The organism is Glutamicibacter sp. MNS18, assembly GCF_026107515.2.
In the GTDB taxonomy this organism is placed as follows: domain Bacteria; phylum Actinomycetota; class Actinomycetes; order Actinomycetales; family Micrococcaceae; genus Glutamicibacter.
This window is the reverse complement of the sequence record NZ_JAPCHW010000003.1, coordinates 61,024-80,930: the sequence shown is the minus strand read 5'-3', so window position 1 is coordinate 80,930 and position 19,907 is coordinate 61,024. Positions and strand designations below refer to the sequence as shown.

Sequence of the window (19,907 nt, the reverse complement as noted above, 5' to 3'; positions counted from 1 at the left end):
CACCCCCCACCGGCTGGCAACCGCAGCCTGTCACATGTCTACCCGCGACCTAGAAACCGTCGGGTTTGTCATATTTCGTCACGCCCGGGTGTTCATCCAGCGCCTCAAAGAGTCTTTCGAGGAAACATTGCGTGATCGTGACGTCGGGCAACAGCGGGCTTGTCACCTGCCATGCCCCGGTGCTACGCAGGGTGCCCTGGAAGTACCCTTCGGCCAGCAGGGCACTGAGCACCAGTACCTGCCCGTCGGCCTCGGCGACCAGCTGGCCCACCCGCGGCTGGGCCCCGGCGCAGTAGCCGGTGAGAACCGGGCGGCCCAGTAAACCGGCCAGCAGGGCGCCCAGTTCGCGGATCTGCCGCTGCCCGATGTCCAGGCGGGTTCCGGCCGCGGCCAGCACCACGTTTCGGGCCCGGTCCAGGTGCGGGGCCGCCCGGGCCGCCAGCACTCGGGCCAGGGCCGGCAGCGCCCCGAGCGGGGCGGCGGCGATGGTGTTGGCACGCCCGCCGACCGCCTCGCTGATGTCTTCGGTGGTGTGCACCCCGTCGGCCACCAGCAGGGGCAGCACCACCGCCGGTTCGCCGGCCGGCAGGGCGGCCAGCACCTCGGGCAAACGGGGTTGCTGCACATCCACGTAGGCCTCGTGGAAAACCAGCTGTACCCCGGGCCGGTGGGTGCCGGCCAGCCGTTCCAGTTCGCCGCGCAGCCGGTGGATCTGTTGTTGGCCGTGCGGGCTGTCGGTGCCGTGGGAGGCGGCGAGCACATGCACCGGGGTCATTTCCCGGACTCCTGGGCGCGGATCAGCTTGTGGTTGGCCGCCTGCGCCTGCGGACGCATGACGATCTCATCGAGGTTGATGTGGTGCGGAAGGCTCACCGCATAGCGGATCACTTCGGCCACGTCCGCGCCGGTCAGGGGCTCGGCGACCCCGGCGTAGACCCCGGCGGCGGCATCGGCGCTGCCCAGCCGGCGTAACGCGAACTCCTCGGTGGCCACCAGCCCGGGCAGCACCTCGATCACCCGGATGCCGTGTTCGACCTCCTCCAGCCGCAGCGCCTGGGTCAGCGCGCGTTGGGCGGCCTTGGCCGCGTTGTAGCCGCTGCCCCCTTCGTAGCTGGCCAGGGCGGCGGTGGAGGTGACGTTCAGGATGGTGCCGCGCACCCGGCGTAGCTGTGGCAGCAGGGCGCGGGTCAGCCGCATCGTTCCCATGACATTGGCCTGGAACATGAACTCCCAGTCATCGTCCTGGGCCTCGGCCAGGTAGTCCGCCCCGCGGGCACCCCCGGCACAGTTGACCAGGGTATCGACCCCGGTGGCCTGTTCGGCCAGCTGCTCGACATGCTGCTGGTTGCTCACGTCCGCGGCCAGGGCGATCGCCCCGGTCTGCTCGGCCAGCCTTTCCAGGCGTTCGGCGCGGCGGGCCACGGCGTACACCGTCCAGCCCTGGGTGCGCAGGGCGCGAACGGTGGCTTCACCGATACCGCTGGAGGCACCGGTGACCAGGGCGGTACCGGTGGCGGCGGAGTTGCTGGGATTTCTCTCTACAGTCATGTCACCACCTTAGAACCTGGATGTGCCCGGTGCGAAGGACCGGGTGTTTCCCTTACGTCGCGGCAGGTGCAGGTGCCCGGCGCCCGGGCCACGGACCGGGGTGTCCCAGGCCATGGGCAACAATGCCGGATGCGACAGCGAAACATGAAACAATGGCGTACATGGCTAAAGAAGACTTGGGCACAGACACGCCCATCACGGTTTCGGTCCCCGACAAGCCCGCATTGGAAGGCCTGGAGGACCGTCTGTCGTCCCGGTGGCGCACCGAGGGCACCTATCACTTCACCGAGGACACCACCCGCGACGCGGTGTACTCCATTGACACTCCCCCGCCCACGGCTTCCGGGTCGCTGCATGTGGGACACATGTTCTCCTACACGCAGACCGATGTGCTGGCCCGCTACCAGCGGATGAGTGGCAAGAACGTGTTCTACCCGCTGGGCTGGGATGACAACGGGCTGCCCACCGAACGCCGTGTGCAGAACTACTATGGCGTGCGGTGCGACCCGGTCAAGCCCTATATCGCCGGCTACCAGCCGCCGGCCACCCCGGCGAAGAACCAGCGCGACTGGGACGTGGTCAGCCGCAGGAACTTCATCGAGTTATGCGAACAGTTGGCGGTCGAGGACGAGAAGGTCTTCGAGCAGCTGTTCACCACCCTGGGCCTGTCCGTGGATTGGCGGATGACCTACCGCACCATCGACGATAATTCCCGGGCCGTTTCGCAGCGCGCCTTCCTGGAGAACCTGGCCGCCGGCGATGCCTACATGGCCGAGGCCCCCACCTTGTGGGATGTCACCTTCCGCACCGCGGTGGCCCAGGCCGAGCTGGAGGACCGCGAGGTCACCGGCGCCTACTACCGCTACCCGTTCAGCACCGCCGACGGCGAGCAGGTCTTCATCGAGACCACCCGTCCGGAGCTGCTGGCCGCCTGCGCTGCCCTGGTGGCGCATCCGGATGACGAACGCTACCAGCACCTGTTCGGCACCAAGGTCACCTCCCCGGTCTTCGGGGTCGAGGTCGAGGTCCGCGCCCATCCGCTGGCCCAGGCCGACAAGGGCTCGGGTATCGCCATGGTCTGCACCTTCGGCGATTTGACCGACGTGACCTGGTGGCGTGAACTGCAGCTGCCCACCCGCGCCATCGTCGGCCGTGACGGCCGGATCCTGTCCGAGACCCCGGACTGGATCACCTCCGAGGCCGGAACCGCCGCCTACGCGCAGATCGCGGGCAAGACCGTGTTCTCCGCCAAGGAGACCGTGGTTCAGCTGCTGACCGAAGCCGACCTGCTGGACGGGGAGCCGAAAAAGGTCACCCGCCCGGTGAACTTCTTCGAAAAGGGCGACAAGCCGCTGGAGATCGTCTCCTCCCGCCAGTGGTACATCCGCAACGGCGGGCGCGACGAGGACCGCCGCAAGCAGATGATCGCCCGCGGCGAGCAAATCGATTTCCATCCCTCGTTCATGCGCTCGCGCTACGAGAACTGGGTCTCGGGCCTGAACGGCGACTGGCTGGTCTCCCGCCAACGCTTCTTCGGCGTGCCGATCCCGGTCTGGTACCGGCTGGATGAAAACGGCGAACCGGACTACGACGCACCGCTGCTGCCCGCGGCCGAGGCGCTGCCGGTCGACCCGGCCGCCGATGCCCCCACCGGGTACACCGAGGAACAGCGCAACCAGCCCGGGGGGTTCACCGGGGATGCCGATGTGCTCGATACCTGGGCCACCAGCTCGCTGACCCCGCAGATCGCCGGGCGCTGGAACACCGACCCGGAGTTCTTCTCCAAGGTCTACCCCTTCGACCTGCGTCCGCAGGGCCACGACATCATCCGCACCTGGTTGTTCTCCACAGCGGTGCGCGCCGATGCGCTGCACGGTAACGCCCCATGGAAGCATGCGGCGATCTCCGGGTGGATCCTGGACCCGGACCGCAAGAAGATGTCCAAGTCCAAGGGCAACGTGGTGGTCCCGACCGAGGTGCTGGAGAAGTTCGGGGCCGACGCGGTGCGCTACTGGGCCGCCAGCGCACGTCTCGGCGCGGACACCGCCTACGAGATCAACCAGATGAAGATCGGTCGCCGGTTGGCGATCAAGATCCTGAACGCCTCCAAGTTCGTCTTGAACCTGGGGGCCACCGAGGCGAACATCATCACCGATGACGCCTCGGTGATCGGCAACGGGCTGGACCGTTCGTTGCTGGCCCGGCTGGCCAGGGTCATCGAGGACGCCAAGCGGGCCTTCGATTCCTACGACTACGCCCGGGCGCTGGACATCACCGAGTCGTTCTTCTGGTCGTTCACCGACGACTACGTGGAACTGATCAAGGACCGCGCCTACGGCGGTCACGGGGAGGCGGAACAGGCCAGCGTGCTCGCGGCCCTGGCCACCACCCTGGACTCGGTACTGCGCCTGTTCGCCCCGTTCCTGCCCTTCGCCACCGAAGAGGTCTGGGGCTGGTGGCGTGCCGGGTCGGTGCACCGCAGCGAGTGGCCCACCGCCGCTCACCTGTCCCGTGCCTTGGAAGGTGCCGACACCGCGGTGCTGCCCACCGTGGGCCAGGCGCTCTCCGGGATCCGCAAGGCCAAGAGTGATGCCAAGGTCAAGCAGCGCACCGAGGTGCTCACCGGCGAGATCCATGCCCCGGCGGTGCTGCTGGCGCAGTTGGAGCTGGGCTTCGCGGACCTGAAGTCCGCGGGCAACGCCCGCGAATTGGTGCTGATCCAGAGCGAGGGTGAATTGACCGTGGCCAACGTCGCGTTGGCTCCGGCCGAGGACCAGTAGCCGGCCGTACGCCCTGCCCCCCAGGCGGGCCATGACACCGTTGCCGGTGTCATGGCCCGCCTGGTCGTTAACGGCCACGGGATGTCGCGGACCAGGCGTTCGCGCAGCAGTTCCTGCAGCTCCCGGCTCAACGGTGTCGGCTCATGGGCCACCGGATGCACCTTGGAGGCGTAGTCCATGGTGTCCGGCACCTCCAATGCCAGCTCACCGGAGGGTGGCAGATTGCCGGCAGCCAGTGAGGCCAGGGTGAAGTCACGCGGAAGGGACGGGTATTCCCCGGGCTCCTCCGCGAGGTTCGTCACACGGATCTCGCGAACGCCCAACCGGTCAAACCCGTGGCCGGGACGGGCCAGTGCCGCGTCACGTTCAGCCGCCGCGTGGAGGATGCGCCGGGACACCGTGTGGTCGGTGATGATCCGTTGCGGATTCGGTCGCCCGGAAAGATCTCGAGGTCGATTTTCCGCATGAGGACCATCTCGGGGGCTTCGGGAGCTACCGATGTTCGGTGGTGCTTCCCGCGCCGGTACCACCTGGCGGCACGGGAAGGACCACAATGGGCCAGCAGGCGTCACCCTGACATTGCCGCCCGTTGGGTTCCCCGGGTCCCGCTAGCGGGCGTCCAGGCGGTGCACGGTGACCAACCCGGTACCGGCGGCGGCCGTGAGCAACAGCAGCAGTGGCAGCGGGCTCGGCACTCCCAGCAGGAACCCCAGCCCGACAGCCAGCAATACGGCATATCCGAGGGCCCTGGTCAGTAATCTCCGCCGTACGGCGCCCTGGGCGCGCAGCGTGCGGAGCAGTAACACGATTACGGCCAGCACCGCGGCGATGACCGCGATACCTACCAGTTGTTGCCGCAGGGGCAGGGTGAGGCGCTCGAACAGCAGGTCCGTGAACTGCGCAGGCTGTCCCGAGGCGATCGCCCACTGGGCAATCCAGCGCCCGCTCCAGTCCACCAGCCCGGCGCCCAAGGCGGTGACCAGGCCGAGCAGGCCCAGGGACAATGGCAGGATGCCGCGGTAGAGCAGCACCCCGGCCAGCAGCAGTGCGCCGCTGGCCCAGGGTAGCCACCAGGAGACCGCGTCGATATAGCCCACCCATTGCCTGGCCGTATCCAGCCCCGAGTACTCCAACAACACGATCTCGTGCTCGATCTCGGGAATCATTCTCGCCCATGGCAACTGTTCCCCGGAGCTGTCCGAGGTGAGCTGTTCGAGCAGGGTTCCGGTATCCAGGCTCAGCCTGCCGGCCTGGTCGACCGCCACGGTGGGGCTTTGGCTCCGCAGCACCCGTACCGCGTGTTCGTGACTGGTTTGGATCCCGCGTTCCCAGACCGTGGCGAAAGCCCGGGACTCGACCACACGGGAGATCGCCTCACCCAGCACGGCGGTGAATCGTGCCTCCAGCCGGTCGCTGGCGGCTCCCGGCAACCAGCCCGGTAGCAGGGAGCCCAGCGTACCGGGCTCCACCCGTTCGAGGATGGAGGTGGTGGCCTGTTCCACCACGAAGTCCTGGACCTCGGGTTCACTGGCCAACGGGCCCAGGGTATTGGTGAAGTTCGAGTTATCCAGCACCTGTGTGGAGGCCCAGTTCCCGGCGATGGCCAGCGGCGCACTGAGCAGCCCCAAAATGACCAGGATGGCAGCTAGCACCGGCAGGTACCCCGGCCGGGTAGTGCCGTGTCCGGCTACCGGTTGTGACACGGTACGACCTCATTTCTGCATTCGTGCGCTTGACCCAAGACTAGGGTATGACATGGCTCGCTGTCCGCGTGGGCACAAGTTCTACGTTTTAAATACCACAGGCGGCCACCGTCGGTGGCCGCCTGTGGTCCCGGAGGTGTCCTAGCCGAATGTCGGGCTCTCGCTACGGGTGCGTTTCATCTCGAAGAAGTACGGGAAGGAGGCAAGTTCAACCGCGGCGTCGAACATGCGCCCGGCGTCCTCTCCGGTTGGGATGCGAGTAATCACCGGACCGAAGAAGGCGGTCCCGTTGACTTCCACGATCGGGGTTCCCACATCCTGTCCGACCTTCTCGATTCCCTCGCGGTGGCTGGCACGCAGGGCCTCGTCGTTGGCGTCGCTCTGGCCCGCCTCGGCCAGGGTGGCCGGAAGTCCGACCCTATCCAGTGCCAGGCGGATCACCTCGCTACGGTCTTCGACCTTTTCGTAGTGGAACAGCTCCCCCATGGCGGTGTACAGCTTGTCCCGGTATTCCTCGCCGTGCGCTGCAGCGGCTGCCATGATCACGCGCACCGGTGCCCAGGCACGATCCATTGATTCACGGTAATCCGCCGGCAGGTCGCGTCCTTCGTTCAGGACGGCCAGGCTCATGACATTCCAGCTCACATCGATATCGCGAACCTTCCCGACCTCCTTGATCCACCGGCTGGTGGCCCAGGCGAAGGGGCAAATCGGGTCGAACCAGAAACCAACTTGGGTACGATCAGCCATGGATGTGGTCCCGCTTTCTCTCGGAATTGACTAGGTGCTTGACGCTCAGGCGGTTTTCTTGCCACGCTTGTCGGTCACGGCGGCCGATACCAGGGCCGGCTCGGCCTTGTTGATCACGACTTCGCGGGAGATCACGACTTCGCCAATGCCTTCCAGGCTTGGCAGGTCGAACATGATGGAGGCCAGCGTTTCCTCCAGGATGGCACGCAATCCACGTGCACCGGTTTCCCGTTCGATGGCCAGGTCGGCGATGGCTTCCAGGGCGGGCTGTTCGAAGCTCAACGCCACCCCGTCCATCTGGAACATCTTCTGGTACTGCTTGACCAGGGCGTTGCGAGGTTCGGTCAACACCCTGACCAGCGCGTCACGGTCAAGGTGCTCTACCGTGGTGATCACCGGCAGGCGGCCGATGAATTCGGGAATCAACCCGAACTTGAGCAGGTCCTCGGGGCGGACATCGGAATAGGAGGCGGTTTCCGATTTCAGTGCGGTCAATGGTGCGCCGAAGCCGATGCCCTTGCGTCCCGCGCGGGAGGAGATGATCTCCTCCAGTCCGGCGAACGCGCCGGCGACAATGAACAGGATATTGGTGGTGTCCAGCTGCAGGAAATCCTGGTGGGGGTGCTTGCGTCCGCCCTGCGGCGGAACCGCGGCGACGGTGCCTTCAAGGATCTTCAGCAGCGCCTGCTGAACGCCTTCACCGGACACGTCCCGGGTAATGGACGGGTTTTCGCTCTTGCGCGAGATCTTGTCGATTTCGTCGATGTAGATGATCCCGGTTTCGGCCTTCTTCACGTCGTAGTCCGCGGCCTGGATCAGTTTGAGCAGGATGTTTTCCACGTCTTCACCGACATAACCCGCTTCGGTCAGGCTGGTGGCATCGGCGACCGCGAAGGGAACATTCAGTTTCTTGGCCAAGGATTGCGCCAGGTAGGTCTTGCCGCAACCGGTGGGACCGATCAACATGATATTGGATTTGGAGACCTCGACCTCGCCCAGCGGGTCGTCATTGGTCAGCGCGGCGATCGGGGCTTTCTCCTGGTTGCCGTGGATCCGCTTGTAGTGGTTATACACCGCCACGGACAGTGCGCGTTTGGCCGCTTCCTGGCCGATCACGTACTCTTCCAACGAGTCGAAAATCTCCCGGGGTTTGGGAAGCGAAAACTCCTCGCTGGTCAGCTCCTCGGCGAACTCCTCGGCGATGATTTCATTGCACAGCTCGATGCATTCCGTGCAGATGTACACCCCGTGGCCGGCGATCAGTTTCTTGACCTGCTTCTGGCTCTTTCCGCAGAAAGAGCACTTGAGCAGGTCCGAACCTTCTCCCATTCGTGCCATCGCGTTGGTCTCCCCTTAGTTGCGTACCTTGGTCCTCGCTCAATTCTAGGACAGGTTACCTACGGTTTAGCTGAAGACGGCGGTCTACCGGTGGTGCGCCCCGGTTTCACACCGGGGCCCACCTTCTGGTAAACCGCCATCTTCCGCGACTTATTCCCCGTCCAGGCCCTTTAGTGCTCGACCTGGCGGATGACCTTGCGTGAAGTGAGCACCTCGTCCACGATGCCGTATTCCTTGGCCTCGGCCGCGGTCATGAACAGGTCACGTTCCACGTCGTTGCGTACCTTCTCCACCGTCTGCCCGGAGTGGCCCGAAATGGTGGTTTCCAGCCATTCGCGCATGCGCATGACTTCCTCCGCCTGGATCTGCAGGTCGGTGGCCGTGCCGCGCTCACCGCCGCCCATGGACGGCTGGTGGATCAGTACCCGGGCGTTGGGCAGGGCCAGGCGCTTGCCCGGGGTTCCCGCAGCCAACAACACTGCGGCGGCGGAGGCCGCCTGGCCCAGGCACACGGTCTGCACTTCCGGGCGGATGAACTGGATGGTGTCGTAAATCGCGGTCATTGCGGTAAACGAGCCACCGGGCGAGTTGATGTACAAGGTGACATCGCGCTCGGGGTCCATGGACTCGAGCACCAGCAACTGGGCCATGACATCGTCGGCCGAGGCGTCATCAACCTGTGCACCAAGGAAAATGATCCGGTCCTCGAACAGCTTGGCGTACGGGTCCTGGCGCTTGAACCCGTATGGGGTGCGCTCCTCGAACTGCGGCAGGATGTAACGGGCCGACGGCAGGGAGCCAGCGGTGGCTTCAGGATTGAACTGCATGGTATCTCCTACGAAAAATCTAGTGGGTCTCGAATGGGGCGGGGCCTAGGACTCGGAGCCTACGCCGCCTCCACCGCTGACGCTTCCCGCGTGCAAGGCGATCTTGTCGAAGAAGCCGTATTCCAAGCCGTCCTCCGCGGTGAACCACTTGTCACGTTGGTTATCGAGCAGGATCTGTTCCAGGGTCTGCCCGGTCTGCTCGGCGGTCAACTCGCTCATGACCTTCTTCATGTGCATGATCAGTTCGGCCTGGATCTTGATATCCGATGCGGTACCGCCGATGCCGCCGGACGGCTGGTGCATCAGGATACGCGCATTCGGGGTGGCGTAGCGCTTGCCCGGGGTACCGGAGGACAGCAGGAACTGTCCCATCGAGGCGGCCAAGCCGGTGGCCACGGTCACCACGTCGTTCGGGATGAACTTCATGGTGTCGTAGATGGCCATCCCCGCGGTGATCGATCCACCCGGGGAATTGATGTAGAGGTAGATATCGGCTTCCGGGTCCTCGGCCGAAAGCAACAGCAACTGCGAGCAGATCGCGTTGGCGTTCTCGTCGCGCACCTCGGAACCGAGCCAGATGATGCGTTCCTTGAGCAGGCGGTTGTAGATGTAATCCTCACGGGCGGCCGGGTCAACGCTGGCCATCGTGGGAGTGCGCGAATCATTTGACATGTTCTCTACCTCTTCCGAACGTGTAGATCAGATCGGGAAAACCCGGTACGGGTCTGCTGCCGATGCGACTGGTTATCTTTGAGATTACTGACTTCAACCGCCTCTTGGCGTGTTTCATGCCCCTGTTTCGCTCACGGCGCATGCGTACAGCCGTGGGCGAAACGCAAGAGGCCGCCGGCCAGCTGGTTTCCCAACTGTCCGGCGGCCACTTCGCATCCCCGGGGGGACTTACTTGGCTTCTGCCTCGGCTGCTTCCTCGGCGGCTGCTTCCTCGGTGGCTTCTTCCTCACCGGCAGGCTTCACGAAGGACGTCAGGTCGACCTTGTCACCGTTGGAGTCGGTGACTACGGCGTATTCCAGGACCTTGGCCAGGGCCTTGCGGCGGCGGACCTCACCCATCAGCATCGGCACCTGGCCGGCGCCGTCGAGCATCTGGGCGAACTGGTTCGGATCCATGCCGTACTGGCCGGCGGTCTGCACGATGTAGTCGATCAGCTCGGACTGCTCCACGCCGACTTCCTCGGCGTCTGCCACGGCGTCCAGCACCAGCTCGTTGCGGAAGGCACGCTCGGTGTTCTCGCGCACCTCGGCACGGTGGTCCTCGGTGTCGTGGTCTTCTTCGGCATTCGGGTTGTCGAAGTGCTGCTCGATCTGCTCGTCGATGACCGACGCGGGCACCGGCACCTCAACCAGTTCCAGCAACTTGTCCAGGACCAGTTCGCGGGCCTCAACACCCTGCTCCACGATCTTGCCCTCGGCGGCGTCCTTGGACAGCGACTCGCGCAGTTCGGCAATGGTGTCGAATTCGGAAGCCAGCTGGGCGAAATCGTCGTTGGCCTCCGGCAGTTCGCGTTGCTTCACGGCCGAGACGGTAACCTTGACGACAGCGTCCTTGCCAGCGTGTTCGCCACCGGCCAGCTTGGTTTCGAAGGTGGCGTCTTCCCCGGCGGACAGGCCGGTGACGGCCTCGTCCATGCCCTCAAGCATGTTGCCCGAGCCGACCTGGTAGGAAAGGCCCTGGGCGTTGTCGACCTCTTCGCCATCCACGGTGGCAACCAGGTCGATGGTGATGAAGGAATCGGCGGCCGCAGGTGCCTCGACCTCCTTCAGGGTGCCGAAGCGGCCGCGCAGGTCCTCAAGGGCCTTCTCGATATCCTCGTCGGCAACTTCCTTGGCCTCCACGGAAACTTCCAGACCCTTGTAGTCGGGCAGTTCGATGGTTGGGCGGATGTCGACTTCCAGGGTGAAGACCAGCTGGCCTTCGCCTTCCTTCTCGATCGAAGGCAACTCGGTGATGTCGACCTCCGGGCGGGACAGCGGGGTCAGCTCGTTTTCGACCATGGCCTGCTGGTAGTAGTCGTTCAGGCCCTCGTTCACGGCGGTCTCGATGACATAGCCACGGCCAACGCGCTGGTCGATCAGCCGGGAAGGAACCTTGCCCTTGCGGAAACCCGGAACCTGGATCTGCTGTGCGATGGTCTTGTAGGCCTCGTCGACGCGGGGCTTGAGTTCCTCGAAAGGAACTTCAACGGTGAGCTTCACCCGGGTCGGGTTGAGGTTTTCGACGGCGCTCTTCACAGCGTTGTACTCCTGAAGTTATCTAAGAATTAGGTCTTTATCTGCAAAAAAACCCCGCAACAAAATATTTGTTGCGGGGTTCTTCACACAGAGTCGGGGTGACAGGATTCGAACCTGCGACCTCACGCTCCCAAAGCGCGCGCTCTAGCCAAGCTGAGCTACACCCCGATTAGCAGTGACCAGTCTAACCGCAGTCGGTACCGATCCACTAATCGTTCGTGATTCCTTCCGGCAACCTGATGAGTTTCCGCTGATCACAAGAGCTAAATGAATTAGTTCTCTGTCCGCCGTGGAACCGAGCACCCATGGCGTCGTTTCCCGTACGGCGTCGGGGTGACAGGATTCGAACCTGCGACCTCACGCTCCCAAAGCGCGCGCTCTAGCCAAGCTGAGCTACACCCCGAAAAGTAAATATCCAACTTTTCAAGAAGTCTGAAACTTACTAATCACATGGTTTTTTGCAGTTGCCTTTCGGGCATTTCCGCCGTTGACCACAAGAGACAAATTTACACTGGTTCAAATCGAAAGCAAAATCGGTGGGAATGTCCCGCAGCAACGGCCGGACCAAAGGCAGGATTCGTTGATTTACCGGTGAAAATCCATGGCCAGAGGGCCGCGGGACCCGCTGTTTCGAGGGGTCCGGAGCGGCATTCGCACCCGTTTGCGTGATGTGACAACCACAACAGCCGGATATGCCCGCCGCGAGGAACCCCGCAACGCGAAAAAGACCCCGTCTTGCGACGGAGTCTTTTCGTTCCTGGAGGGGATGACGGGAATCGAACCCGCGTCATTAGTTTGGAAGACTAAGGCTTTACCATTAAGCTACATCCCCAGATTTCCCGGCTTCGTTGCCGTGAACAGGATTCAGTCTAGAGCATTGTTCCAGCCCAGTGCAAATCGACCAGATCCCGCTCCGACTAGGATGCTCTTTGGTACGGCAATTTCGCCTGACCGGCGCGACGCCCCGGCCTCATCCGCGTTTGCGCGGTGGACGCTGGCAGCGTGAACACCAGTACAGCTTGCGGCCGGCAACTTCAGCCAATGACACCTTGGCATTGCACCGGCGACACCCCAACCCCTGCCGCTGGTAGACGTAATAGGCGTTCTCCGGCCAGAGCGGTCCCGTGGGGTCGCGGTCCTCCTGCCGGGTGGTGATGATCCGGCCATCACGCACCCCGTCCTCCATGAGCCCGACGATATCCCACCACAGCCTCTTGGCCGTACGCGTCGACAACTCGTTGGCCGGAAGCTGCGGATCGACGCGCGAGCGGAACAGCGCCTCGGCACGGTAGATGTTGCCCACCCCCGAGATCAGCGCCTGGTTCATCAGCACGATGCCGATCGGCGTCCTGGTGCGCTCCAGATTCCGGCGGAAGTGCAGGTAGCCGCGTTCAAGTTCCGCGCTAGGGTCCTTGTCGGTTTCCCGCCCCTTGGACTGGCTGAAGCGCACAGCGGTTCCGACCAACGGATCGGGTCCGAGCTTGGCCAACTGGGTGTTCACCTGGTCCCAGTCCAGCACCTCACAGGCGCTCGGGCCGCGCAGGTCGGCCCATCCGTGCCCGGTCACGAACCGGGCACGGACCTGTCCCACCGGTGCCGGCGGCCCGGCATACTCCCCCGTGGATTCATCGTCCAGTTCGCGTTCGCCGATACGACGCGGTGCGCCAATGGAGGAGGCTCCGCGGAAATGCTCGTCTCCCCCGAAATCGACGGCACCATAGAGGCCCAGGTGGACACGCAGGTACAGGTCGTTGGAGAAGCGGGCGAACAATTGCTTGCCCTTGGCCCAGGAGCTTTCAAGCCGATGCCCGTCCAGACGCGCGGCATCGGAGGCGAACCGGCCCTGGGGTGATGAGACCCGCACGGTCTGACCGCCGAAGGCATCGTCGAATTGCCGGGACAGGCGGTGCAGGGAATGTCCTTCTGGCACGGCTAGTCGATGACCTCACCGGTGGTTTCGTAGGTCGCGATCTTGCCGATACGCCGTTCATGGCGCTCGGCTTCACTGAACGGCTCGGCCAGGAAGGCCTCGATGATTTCGGCGGCCTCCTCCACCGAGTGCTGGCGCCCACCCACGGCCACCACGTTGGCATTGTTATGCTGGCGGGCCAGCTTGGCGGTGTCCAGGTTCCAGGCCAGGGCCGCGCGAATCCCCTCGACCTTGTTCGCCGCGATCTGCTCGCCATTGCCCGACCCGCCCAGCACGATCCCCAATGCGTCGATACCATTACGCTGGTCGGCGATCACGGCCTTGGCGGCATTGATGCAGAACGCCGGGTAGTCGTCCTCCGGGTCGTAGGAGCCCGGGCCGTGGTTAACCATGTCGTACCCCTTGGCCGACAAATGCTTGACCAGGTGATCGCTCAATTCCAGACCTGCGTGGTCGGTGGCAATGTGCACGCGCATGTGAATTCCTCTTCTGTTCAGGTGCTCGTCAAGGCTGACACCACCAGCTTAGCGACCAGTGGCCGGGGTCCTTGAATCGTGCGCACACGCAGGGACGGGGCACCGAAGCAAGCCGGGGAGGAAATACGGCGAAAAGACTTGCATGACCCCCGGCCTGCAGTGGCACAATGGACGCAGTTGTTCAATAAATATTTCATATCTGCAGAATGCGGTACCAGCCCGCATGGATTCGGAGCCCAGACCATGCCCGGAATGAACCTGACTCGCCTCGAGGCGATCGAACGCGCCGACCTGATCGATGTCGACAGCTACCAGGTGGAGTTGGACCTGACCACCGGGGACAAGGTCTTCTCTTCACGAACCACCGTGCGTTTCACGGCCACGGCCGGGGCCTCGACCTTTATCGACGCCGTCACCGACACGGTCCGATCCATCACACTCAACGGACGCGAACTGGATCCGGTCGTACACAGCGACGGGATCCGGATCACCCTACCTGAGCTGGAAGCGCAGAACCTGCTGGTTGTTGACGCCGACGCCCTGTACATGAATACCGGTGAAGGCCTGCACCGCTTCGTCGACCCGGTGGATGACGAGGTATACCTGTATTCGCAGTTCGAAGTGGCCGATTGCCGCAGGATGTTCGCGGTGTTCGAGCAACCCGACCTGAAGGCGAGCTTCCAGTTCACGGTCACCGCGCCCAGGCACTGGAATGTGGTGTCCAATGCGCCGACCCCGCAACCGCTGACCGTGGACGAGGCGACGGCCCGCTGGGAGTTTGCGCCCACGCAGCGCATCTCCTGCTACATCACCGCACTGATCGCCGGCCCGTACCGGGTGCAGCGCGATTCGTTGGTCTCGTCCGATGGGCGCACCATCGAACTGGGCGTCTTCGCCCGGGCCTCGATGATGGAGTACCTGGACTTCGAGAACATCATCACCATTACCCGGCAGGGTTTCGAATTCTTCGAGAAGAACTTCGCGGTCCCCTACCCGTTCGAGAAATACGACCAGCTGTTTGTCCCGGAGTTCAACGCCGGGGCCATGGAAAACGCCGGGGCCGTGACCTTCCTGGAAAGCTATGTCTTCCGCTCCCGTCCCACCAACGCCATGGTGGAGCGTCGGGCCATCACGATCCTGCATGAACTGGCGCATATGTGGTTCGGCGACCTGGTCACCATGAAGTGGTGGAACGACCTGTGGCTCAACGAGTCCTTTGCCGAATTCATGTCCACGCTGGCCGCCGCGGAGAACACCGAGTTCACCGGCTCCTGGACCACCTTCAACATGCTGGAGAAGAACTGGGCCTACCGGCAGGACCAGCTGCCCTCCACCCATCCGGTGGTCGCCGAGATGAACGACCTGGCCGATGTGGAAGTGAATTTCGACGGCATCACCTACGCCAAGGGCGCCAGTGTGCTGCGCCAGCTGGTGGCCTTTGTGGGACAGGACGAATTCATGGCCGGGGTGCGCAGCTACTTCGCCAAGCACGCCTGGAAGAATACCGAGCTGCCCGATCTCCTGCGCGAACTGGAGACGGCCTCCGGACGCGACCTGAGCAACTGGTCCGGCCAGTGGCTGGAGACCGCCGGGGTCAACACCCTCAAGGCTCAGATCGACACCGATCGGCAGGGGACGATCACCTCCTTCGGCATCAGGCAAAGCGCCGTCGCCGAGCACCCCACGATCCGTGAGCACCGGCTGGCCGTGGGCTTCTATTCCCTGGATGAGAATGGGCGGCTGGTGCGCACCCACCGCGAGGAGCTTGATATCCGTGGAGCGCACACCCCGGTTCCGGGGTTGGTGGGCCTGCCCCGCCCCGATCTGGTGCTGCTCAATGACGATGACTTGACCTATGCCAAGATCCGGCTGGACGAGCAATCGCTTCAGACCGCCACCGGACACCTGAAGGACTTCATCGACACATTGCCACGCACCCTGGTGTGGAGCGCCGCCTGGGACGCGGTCCGCGATGCGGAAACCGGGGCCAGCAGCTATGTCGAGCTGCTGCTGAACAACATCGGCCACGAGGACGATTCCTCGGTGATCATGGTGCTGCTGCGCCAGCTGAACACGGCGCTGGATTTCTACGTCGATCCCTCGCGCCAGCAGCAGGCGGGCATCCAGGCCGCCGACCGGCTCTGGGAGCTGGCCGAGGCCGCCACGGCGGCCTCGGATGAGCAACTGCAGTTCACCCTGGCATTCGCCAACAGGGCACGAACCGGTGCCCAGCTGGACCGGCTGGAGGCGTTACTGGGCGGCGAACCGATCCTGCCGGGGCTTGAACTGGATACGGACCTGCGCTGGTCGCTGGTGATCGCCCTGGCGGCCGGTGGGCGCACCTCCGATGCCGATCTGGATGCCGCGCTGGCCGCCGATGCCACGGCCAAGGGCAAATCGAGCTGGTACACCGCACGCGCCGCCCGGCCGACCACCCACGCCAAGGACGAGGCCTTCGAGCTGGTGCTCTCGGGCAGCTTGTCCAACGACAACCACGCAGCGGTGATCGCCGGGTTCAACAGGGCCCATGACACCACGTTGATCGCCGGGTACGCCGATCGCTATTTCGCCGCCATCCCGGACAAGTGGCAGGCCCTGTCCCATGAAATGGCCAAGCAGATCGTCATCGGGCTCTACCCCAGCGCCTCGGTCAGCAATGCCACCGTGCAGCGAACCGACGACTTCCTGGAGGAACTGGGCACCGAACAGCCGGCCCTGCGCCGCCTGCTGTCCGAAAGCCGGGCCGATGTGCTGCGGGCACTAGACGCCCAGGCGGCAGATCGCCGCTGATCCCATGGCGTGGTCCACCGCCTCGGCTGTGGACCACGCCATAGCACTTTGCCTCCCAAACATGGGAGAATCAGCCCATGGACCTCTCACGACACAACTACCAGATCTCCATGCGGTGGACGGGGAACCGTGGTGAGGGTACCCGTAGCTACCGCGGCTACGGAAGGGAACACATTATCAGTGCCGCCGGCTTGCCGGACATCGCCGGAACCGCCGATCCCACCTTTCACGGCGATGCGCAGCGCTGGAATCCCGAACAGCTGTTGCTGGCTGCCCTCAGCCAATGCCATATGCTCTCCTACCTGCACATGGCGGTAAAACACGGGCTGGTGGTCACCAGTTACCAGGACCATGCCCGGGGAACCCTGAAGCTGAACTACGACGGCAGCGGGCAGTTCACCGAGGCCACCCTGCGCCCCGAGGTCGGGTTGCTGGACGAGGCGCAGCGCGAGCTGGCCGATGCCCTGCACGCCCAGGCCAACAAGGTCTGCTTCATTGCCCGGTCGGTTAATTTCACGGTCCATCACGAGCCCACCACCCCGCGTCCAGGAAAGAAACCATGACCGAAGCGAATCCACTGTCCCACCGGGTCGTCAACGATCCCCTGAGCAATCCGGTGGTCACCGGCCCGTCCACGACCGAGTTCCTCGAACTGGCCAGCGCCGAGGTCGACCTGTCCGACTTCTCCGGGACCTTATATGCAGAGGTGGGCGGGCGTCCGGTCTTCGCGGAGCTGGCACGTTTGTTCTACGCCTCGGTTGCCCAGGACGAGGAATTCCGCAGCATGTACCCGGAGCAGGACCTCTACCCGGCCCGGATCCGCTTGCAGTTGTTCCTTGAACAGTACTGGGGCGGGCCGAGCACCTATTCGCAACACCGTGGCCACCCCCGGCTACGCATGCGCCATATGCCCTTCCACGTGGATGCGCACAACCGGGATGTCTGGCTGGGTCACATGAACAAGGCCATCGGGCAGATGGACCTGTCCCCCTTGCACGCCGAAACCCTGCGCGACTACTTCGACCGGGCTGCGCATTCGCTGGTGAATCGTCCGGGATAGGCCCGCACCACGGGTCCGGGGCAATCGTGCGCCCGGGGCGGGCACCGGCCTAGATCAGCGCGGCATCCCGGCGCACCAGCACATGGCCGCGCGAACTGGTCAAACGCAGCCAGGAGCCGCTGCGGTACACGGTGCTGTGCCCGTCGGCTGTCAAAAAACCGAGGGTTTCCATTGCGAAGGACGCGCCGAGTGGCAGCTTGGGATCGGTATCGGGTTGGATCGAGGACCAGATACGCTGGCGTACCTGGCTGATCACCGGTTTACCCGGGTTCTCCGGCAATGCGTCGGCCACGGCGTTGATCCCGCTTCGGGCAGCCTCGGCCAGGACCCGGTCCTCGATCTGCGCCACGGATTCCCACCCCGAGACCGGAACCTGGATTCCGGCCCATTGCGGATGCGCCTGGACCGGGGGAAGCGCGAACTGTCGCGAGCTATCGCCCATGCGGGCCAGTCGATCCTGGATCGAGGCCAGCGAATAGCAGGCGGTCAATGTCGCAGGCTCGGCCAACCGGTGTACCCGCATCCCCAGAATGGTGAATTCTCCACTGCCCAGGCTGGCCGGAACCAGCACCGGAACATAGACGGCCAGGGCATGTGAGCGTGCCATCAGCTGGGCCGAATCGTCTTCGATGCTCTTGGCCCGGCTGATCAACTTCGCCAGATCCTGCACGGAGGTCGTATCATCAAAAATCAAGGCTTCACTAGACATAAGATCATCGTCTCACGTCCGGCGAAGCGTACGAGCGCAGGTGTGATAATTTCGTCATCTCCCGGTTCTGTTGCAAGATGTACTGCAGAGAACGACACAAGCGGTCACACTGGAAGTTACCACCAGGTAACGGTATGGTTTTTCCACATGTGGCACAGACCAAGGGAGCACGCATCGTGACCGATTCCGCGCAGAACACCCAACGGCTGATCGACCTTCTGGACCTCAGCGGAAACCTGCAGGCGCGGACGGACGAGGACATTTTCGTTGGCCACACGCCCAAGCAGAGCCGTCCGCGGGTCTTCGGCGGGCAGGTGCTGGGCCAATCGATTATCGCCGCGGCCCGGACCGTCGCGGAGGAACGTGGCATCCATTCGATGCACGGTTATTTCCTGCGCCCCGGGGATCCGCACCAGCCGATCACTTTCGGTGTGGAACGCATGCGTGATGGCCGCTCCTTTTCGGCCCGGCGTGTCCATGCCTACCAGGATGGCAAGCCCATTCTGTCGATGATTGCTTCCTTCCAGGAATCGGCCACGGGGCTGGATCACCACGACCCGATGCCGCAGGGGATCCCGGATCCCGACCAGCTGCCTACCACCGCCGACGTGCTGGGAGATATCGACCACCCGGTGGCACAGGAATGGGCCTTCGAACGTCCGTTCGATGTCCGTCATGTCTCGGATCCGATTTACCTTCGCGCCTCCGGGGAACGCACCGCCGAGAGCGCGGTCTGGCTCAAGACCACCGCGCCCATGCCGGATGACCAGGCGGTGCACCGTGCGGCACTGGCTTATGCCAGCGACTACACGCTATTGGAACCGATTCTGCGCCGCCATGGTATCGAATGGGTCAGCCGCGACATGAGCGTGGCCAGCTTGGACCATGCCATGTGGTGGCACCGCGACTTCCGGGTCGATGAGTGGTTGCTTTACGTCCAACGTTCGCCGTCGGCTTCCTCGGCCCGGGGTCTGGGTACCGGCAGCATCTACAACCGCCAGGGCGTGCTGGTGGCCAGTGTGGCGCAGGAAGGCATGGTCCGTCTGCCCGATGGGCGACTGGGCTAGGACCACCACCGGTTTCCCGTCCCCGACCAGCCAGCACCATCCGGAACAGGATCTTTGCGTGAACCACACCGAACCAGGGAACCAGCCTCCGCAAGACACCGGGCGTTATCTGGATACACGCAACGCGCTACCCCAGCGTCCGCAACGCGTCCTGGTCTGTGGGGTTACCGGCGTGGGGAAAACCACCCTGGCCGGGCGGCTGGGGCGGCTGTGGGATCTGCCGCACACCGAATTGGATGCCCTGCACCATGGCCCGGAATGGACCGTGCGGCCCACCTTCGCACAGGACGTGGCCCGGCTGGCCGCCACCGAACGCTGGATCACCGAATGGCAGTACCACAGCAAGGGCCAGGGGCCGGTCCTCGGTCATCGGGCCGACACGTTGATTTGGCTGGATTTTCCGCGTTGGATTGCCCTCGGGCGCCTGGTGAGAAGAACACTGCGCCGGCGGTTACGCCGCGAACGCCTCTGGAACGGCAATGTCGAGCCGCCCTTGCATGTGTTCTTCACCGACCCGGAGGAAAGCATCCTGCGTTTCGAGATGCTCACCCATGACAAATGGCGCGAGCGCATGCCGCGGTTGCTCCGCGAGTACCCGCATTTACAGGTCATCAGGTTGACCTCACCCCGGGAAGCCAGACGCTGGCTGGCCGGCCCTGCAAACCAGCTGAACGGCTAG

17 protein-coding genes and 3 tRNA genes are annotated in these 19,907 nt (G+C 64.0%); 6 read left to right on the top strand and 14 right to left on the bottom strand.

The genetic code is table 11. The annotated features are described in order from the left end of the window. Positions 1-49: 49 nt before the first annotated feature. Both OK351_RS03935 and OK351_RS03930 read right to left on the bottom strand, forming a co-directional pair. Entirely contained in the window at positions 50-775 is a 726-nt protein-coding gene (locus tag OK351_RS03935) for a sirohydrochlorin chelatase (RefSeq protein WP_265156051.1), read from the bottom strand. Then, positions 772-1,548: an SDR family oxidoreductase gene (locus OK351_RS03930; RefSeq protein WP_265156049.1), complete on the bottom strand. Its 777-nt coding sequence runs from the start codon at positions 1,546-1,548 to the stop codon at positions 772-774. The genes OK351_RS03935 and OK351_RS03930 overlap by 4 nt, the downstream gene beginning before the upstream one ends. A gap of 161 nt (positions 1,549-1,709) precedes the next feature. Between OK351_RS03930 and valS the strand changes: the two genes are divergently transcribed. Then, complete coding sequence (gene valS / locus OK351_RS03925) at positions 1,710-4,328, top strand: valine--tRNA ligase (protein WP_265156048.1); 2,619 nt, start codon at positions 1,710-1,712, stop codon at positions 4,326-4,328. Positions 4,329-4,936: 608 nt separating this feature from the next. On the opposite strand, the gene OK351_RS03920 is transcribed toward valS, so the two are convergent. From OK351_RS03920 to OK351_RS03870, 11 genes are all read right to left on the bottom strand, one after another. Next, positions 4,937-6,031: a hypothetical protein gene (locus tag OK351_RS03920; protein WP_265156047.1), complete on the bottom strand. Its 1,095-nt coding sequence runs from the start codon at positions 6,029-6,031 to the stop codon at positions 4,937-4,939. A 141-nt stretch (positions 6,032-6,172) separates the two neighbouring features. After that, the gene (locus OK351_RS03915) at positions 6,173-6,781 is read right to left on the bottom strand and encodes a mycothiol-dependent nitroreductase Rv2466c family protein (protein ID WP_265156046.1); all 609 of its coding nucleotides are present in this window, start codon (positions 6,779-6,781) and stop codon (positions 6,173-6,175) included. A gap of 45 nt (positions 6,782-6,826) precedes the next feature. Then, on the bottom strand, positions 6,827-8,119 hold the full coding sequence (gene clpX, locus OK351_RS03910; RefSeq protein ID WP_265156045.1) for an ATP-dependent Clp protease ATP-binding subunit ClpX: 1,293 nt from the start codon (positions 8,117-8,119) through the stop codon (positions 6,827-6,829). Between the two features lie 170 nt (positions 8,120-8,289). Then, the gene (locus OK351_RS03905) at positions 8,290-8,946 is read right to left on the bottom strand and encodes an ATP-dependent Clp protease proteolytic subunit (RefSeq protein WP_265156044.1); all 657 of its coding nucleotides are present in this window, start codon (positions 8,944-8,946) and stop codon (positions 8,290-8,292) included. A gap of 45 nt (positions 8,947-8,991) precedes the next feature. Next, on the bottom strand, positions 8,992-9,591 hold the full coding sequence (locus tag OK351_RS03900; RefSeq protein WP_265156707.1) for an ATP-dependent Clp protease proteolytic subunit: 600 nt from the start codon (positions 9,589-9,591) through the stop codon (positions 8,992-8,994). A gap of 255 nt (positions 9,592-9,846) precedes the next feature. Next, on the bottom strand, positions 9,847-11,196 hold the full coding sequence (gene tig, locus OK351_RS03895) for a trigger factor (protein ID WP_265156043.1): 1,350 nt from the start codon (positions 11,194-11,196) through the stop codon (positions 9,847-9,849). Positions 11,197-11,289: 93 nt separating this feature from the next. Then, positions 11,290-11,364: transfer RNA gene (locus OK351_RS03890), tRNA-Pro, on the bottom strand. Positions 11,365-11,524: 160 nt separating this feature from the next. After that, positions 11,525-11,599 (bottom strand) — tRNA-Pro (locus OK351_RS03885). 355 nt (positions 11,600-11,954) lie between these two features. Then, positions 11,955-12,028 (bottom strand) — tRNA-Gly (locus tag OK351_RS03880). A gap of 138 nt (positions 12,029-12,166) precedes the next feature. Continuing rightward, the gene (locus OK351_RS03875) at positions 12,167-13,126 is read right to left on the bottom strand and encodes an Fpg/Nei family DNA glycosylase (RefSeq protein WP_265156042.1); all 960 of its coding nucleotides are present in this window, start codon (positions 13,124-13,126) and stop codon (positions 12,167-12,169) included. A gap of 2 nt (positions 13,127-13,128) precedes the next feature. Next, a complete protein-coding gene (locus OK351_RS03870; RefSeq protein WP_265156041.1) occupies positions 13,129-13,602 on the bottom strand; it encodes a ribose-5-phosphate isomerase in 474 nt (157 codons plus the stop codon). A 243-nt stretch (positions 13,603-13,845) separates the two neighbouring features. Between OK351_RS03870 and pepN the strand changes: the two genes are divergently transcribed. From pepN to OK351_RS03855, 3 genes are all read left to right on the top strand, one after another. Beyond that, positions 13,846-16,392 (top strand): aminopeptidase N, encoded by a 2,547-nt coding sequence (pepN, locus tag OK351_RS03865; protein ID WP_265156040.1) that lies wholly within the window; start codon positions 13,846-13,848, stop codon positions 16,390-16,392. Between the two features lie 77 nt (positions 16,393-16,469). Beyond that, complete coding sequence (locus OK351_RS03860; RefSeq protein ID WP_265156039.1) at positions 16,470-16,955, top strand: OsmC family protein; 486 nt, start codon at positions 16,470-16,472, stop codon at positions 16,953-16,955. Next, positions 16,952-17,452, top strand: coding sequence for a globin (locus OK351_RS03855; protein ID WP_306349465.1), 501 nt, complete (start codon positions 16,952-16,954; stop codon positions 17,450-17,452). The genes OK351_RS03860 and OK351_RS03855 overlap by 4 nt, the downstream gene beginning before the upstream one ends. 49 nt (positions 17,453-17,501) lie before the next feature. On the opposite strand, the gene OK351_RS03850 is transcribed toward OK351_RS03855, so the two are convergent. Continuing rightward, positions 17,502-18,161, bottom strand: coding sequence for a DUF8185 domain-containing protein (locus OK351_RS03850; protein WP_265156038.1), 660 nt, complete (start codon positions 18,159-18,161; stop codon positions 17,502-17,504). Positions 18,162-18,295: 134 nt separating this feature from the next. Between OK351_RS03850 and OK351_RS03845 the strand changes: the two genes are divergently transcribed. Further along, entirely contained in the window at positions 18,296-19,228 is a 933-nt protein-coding gene (locus OK351_RS03845; protein WP_265156037.1) for an acyl-CoA thioesterase, read from the top strand. Between the two features lie 58 nt (positions 19,229-19,286). Further along, the gene (locus OK351_RS03840; protein WP_265156036.1) at positions 19,287-19,907 is read left to right on the top strand and encodes a P-loop NTPase family protein; all 621 of its coding nucleotides are present in this window, start codon (positions 19,287-19,289) and stop codon (positions 19,905-19,907) included.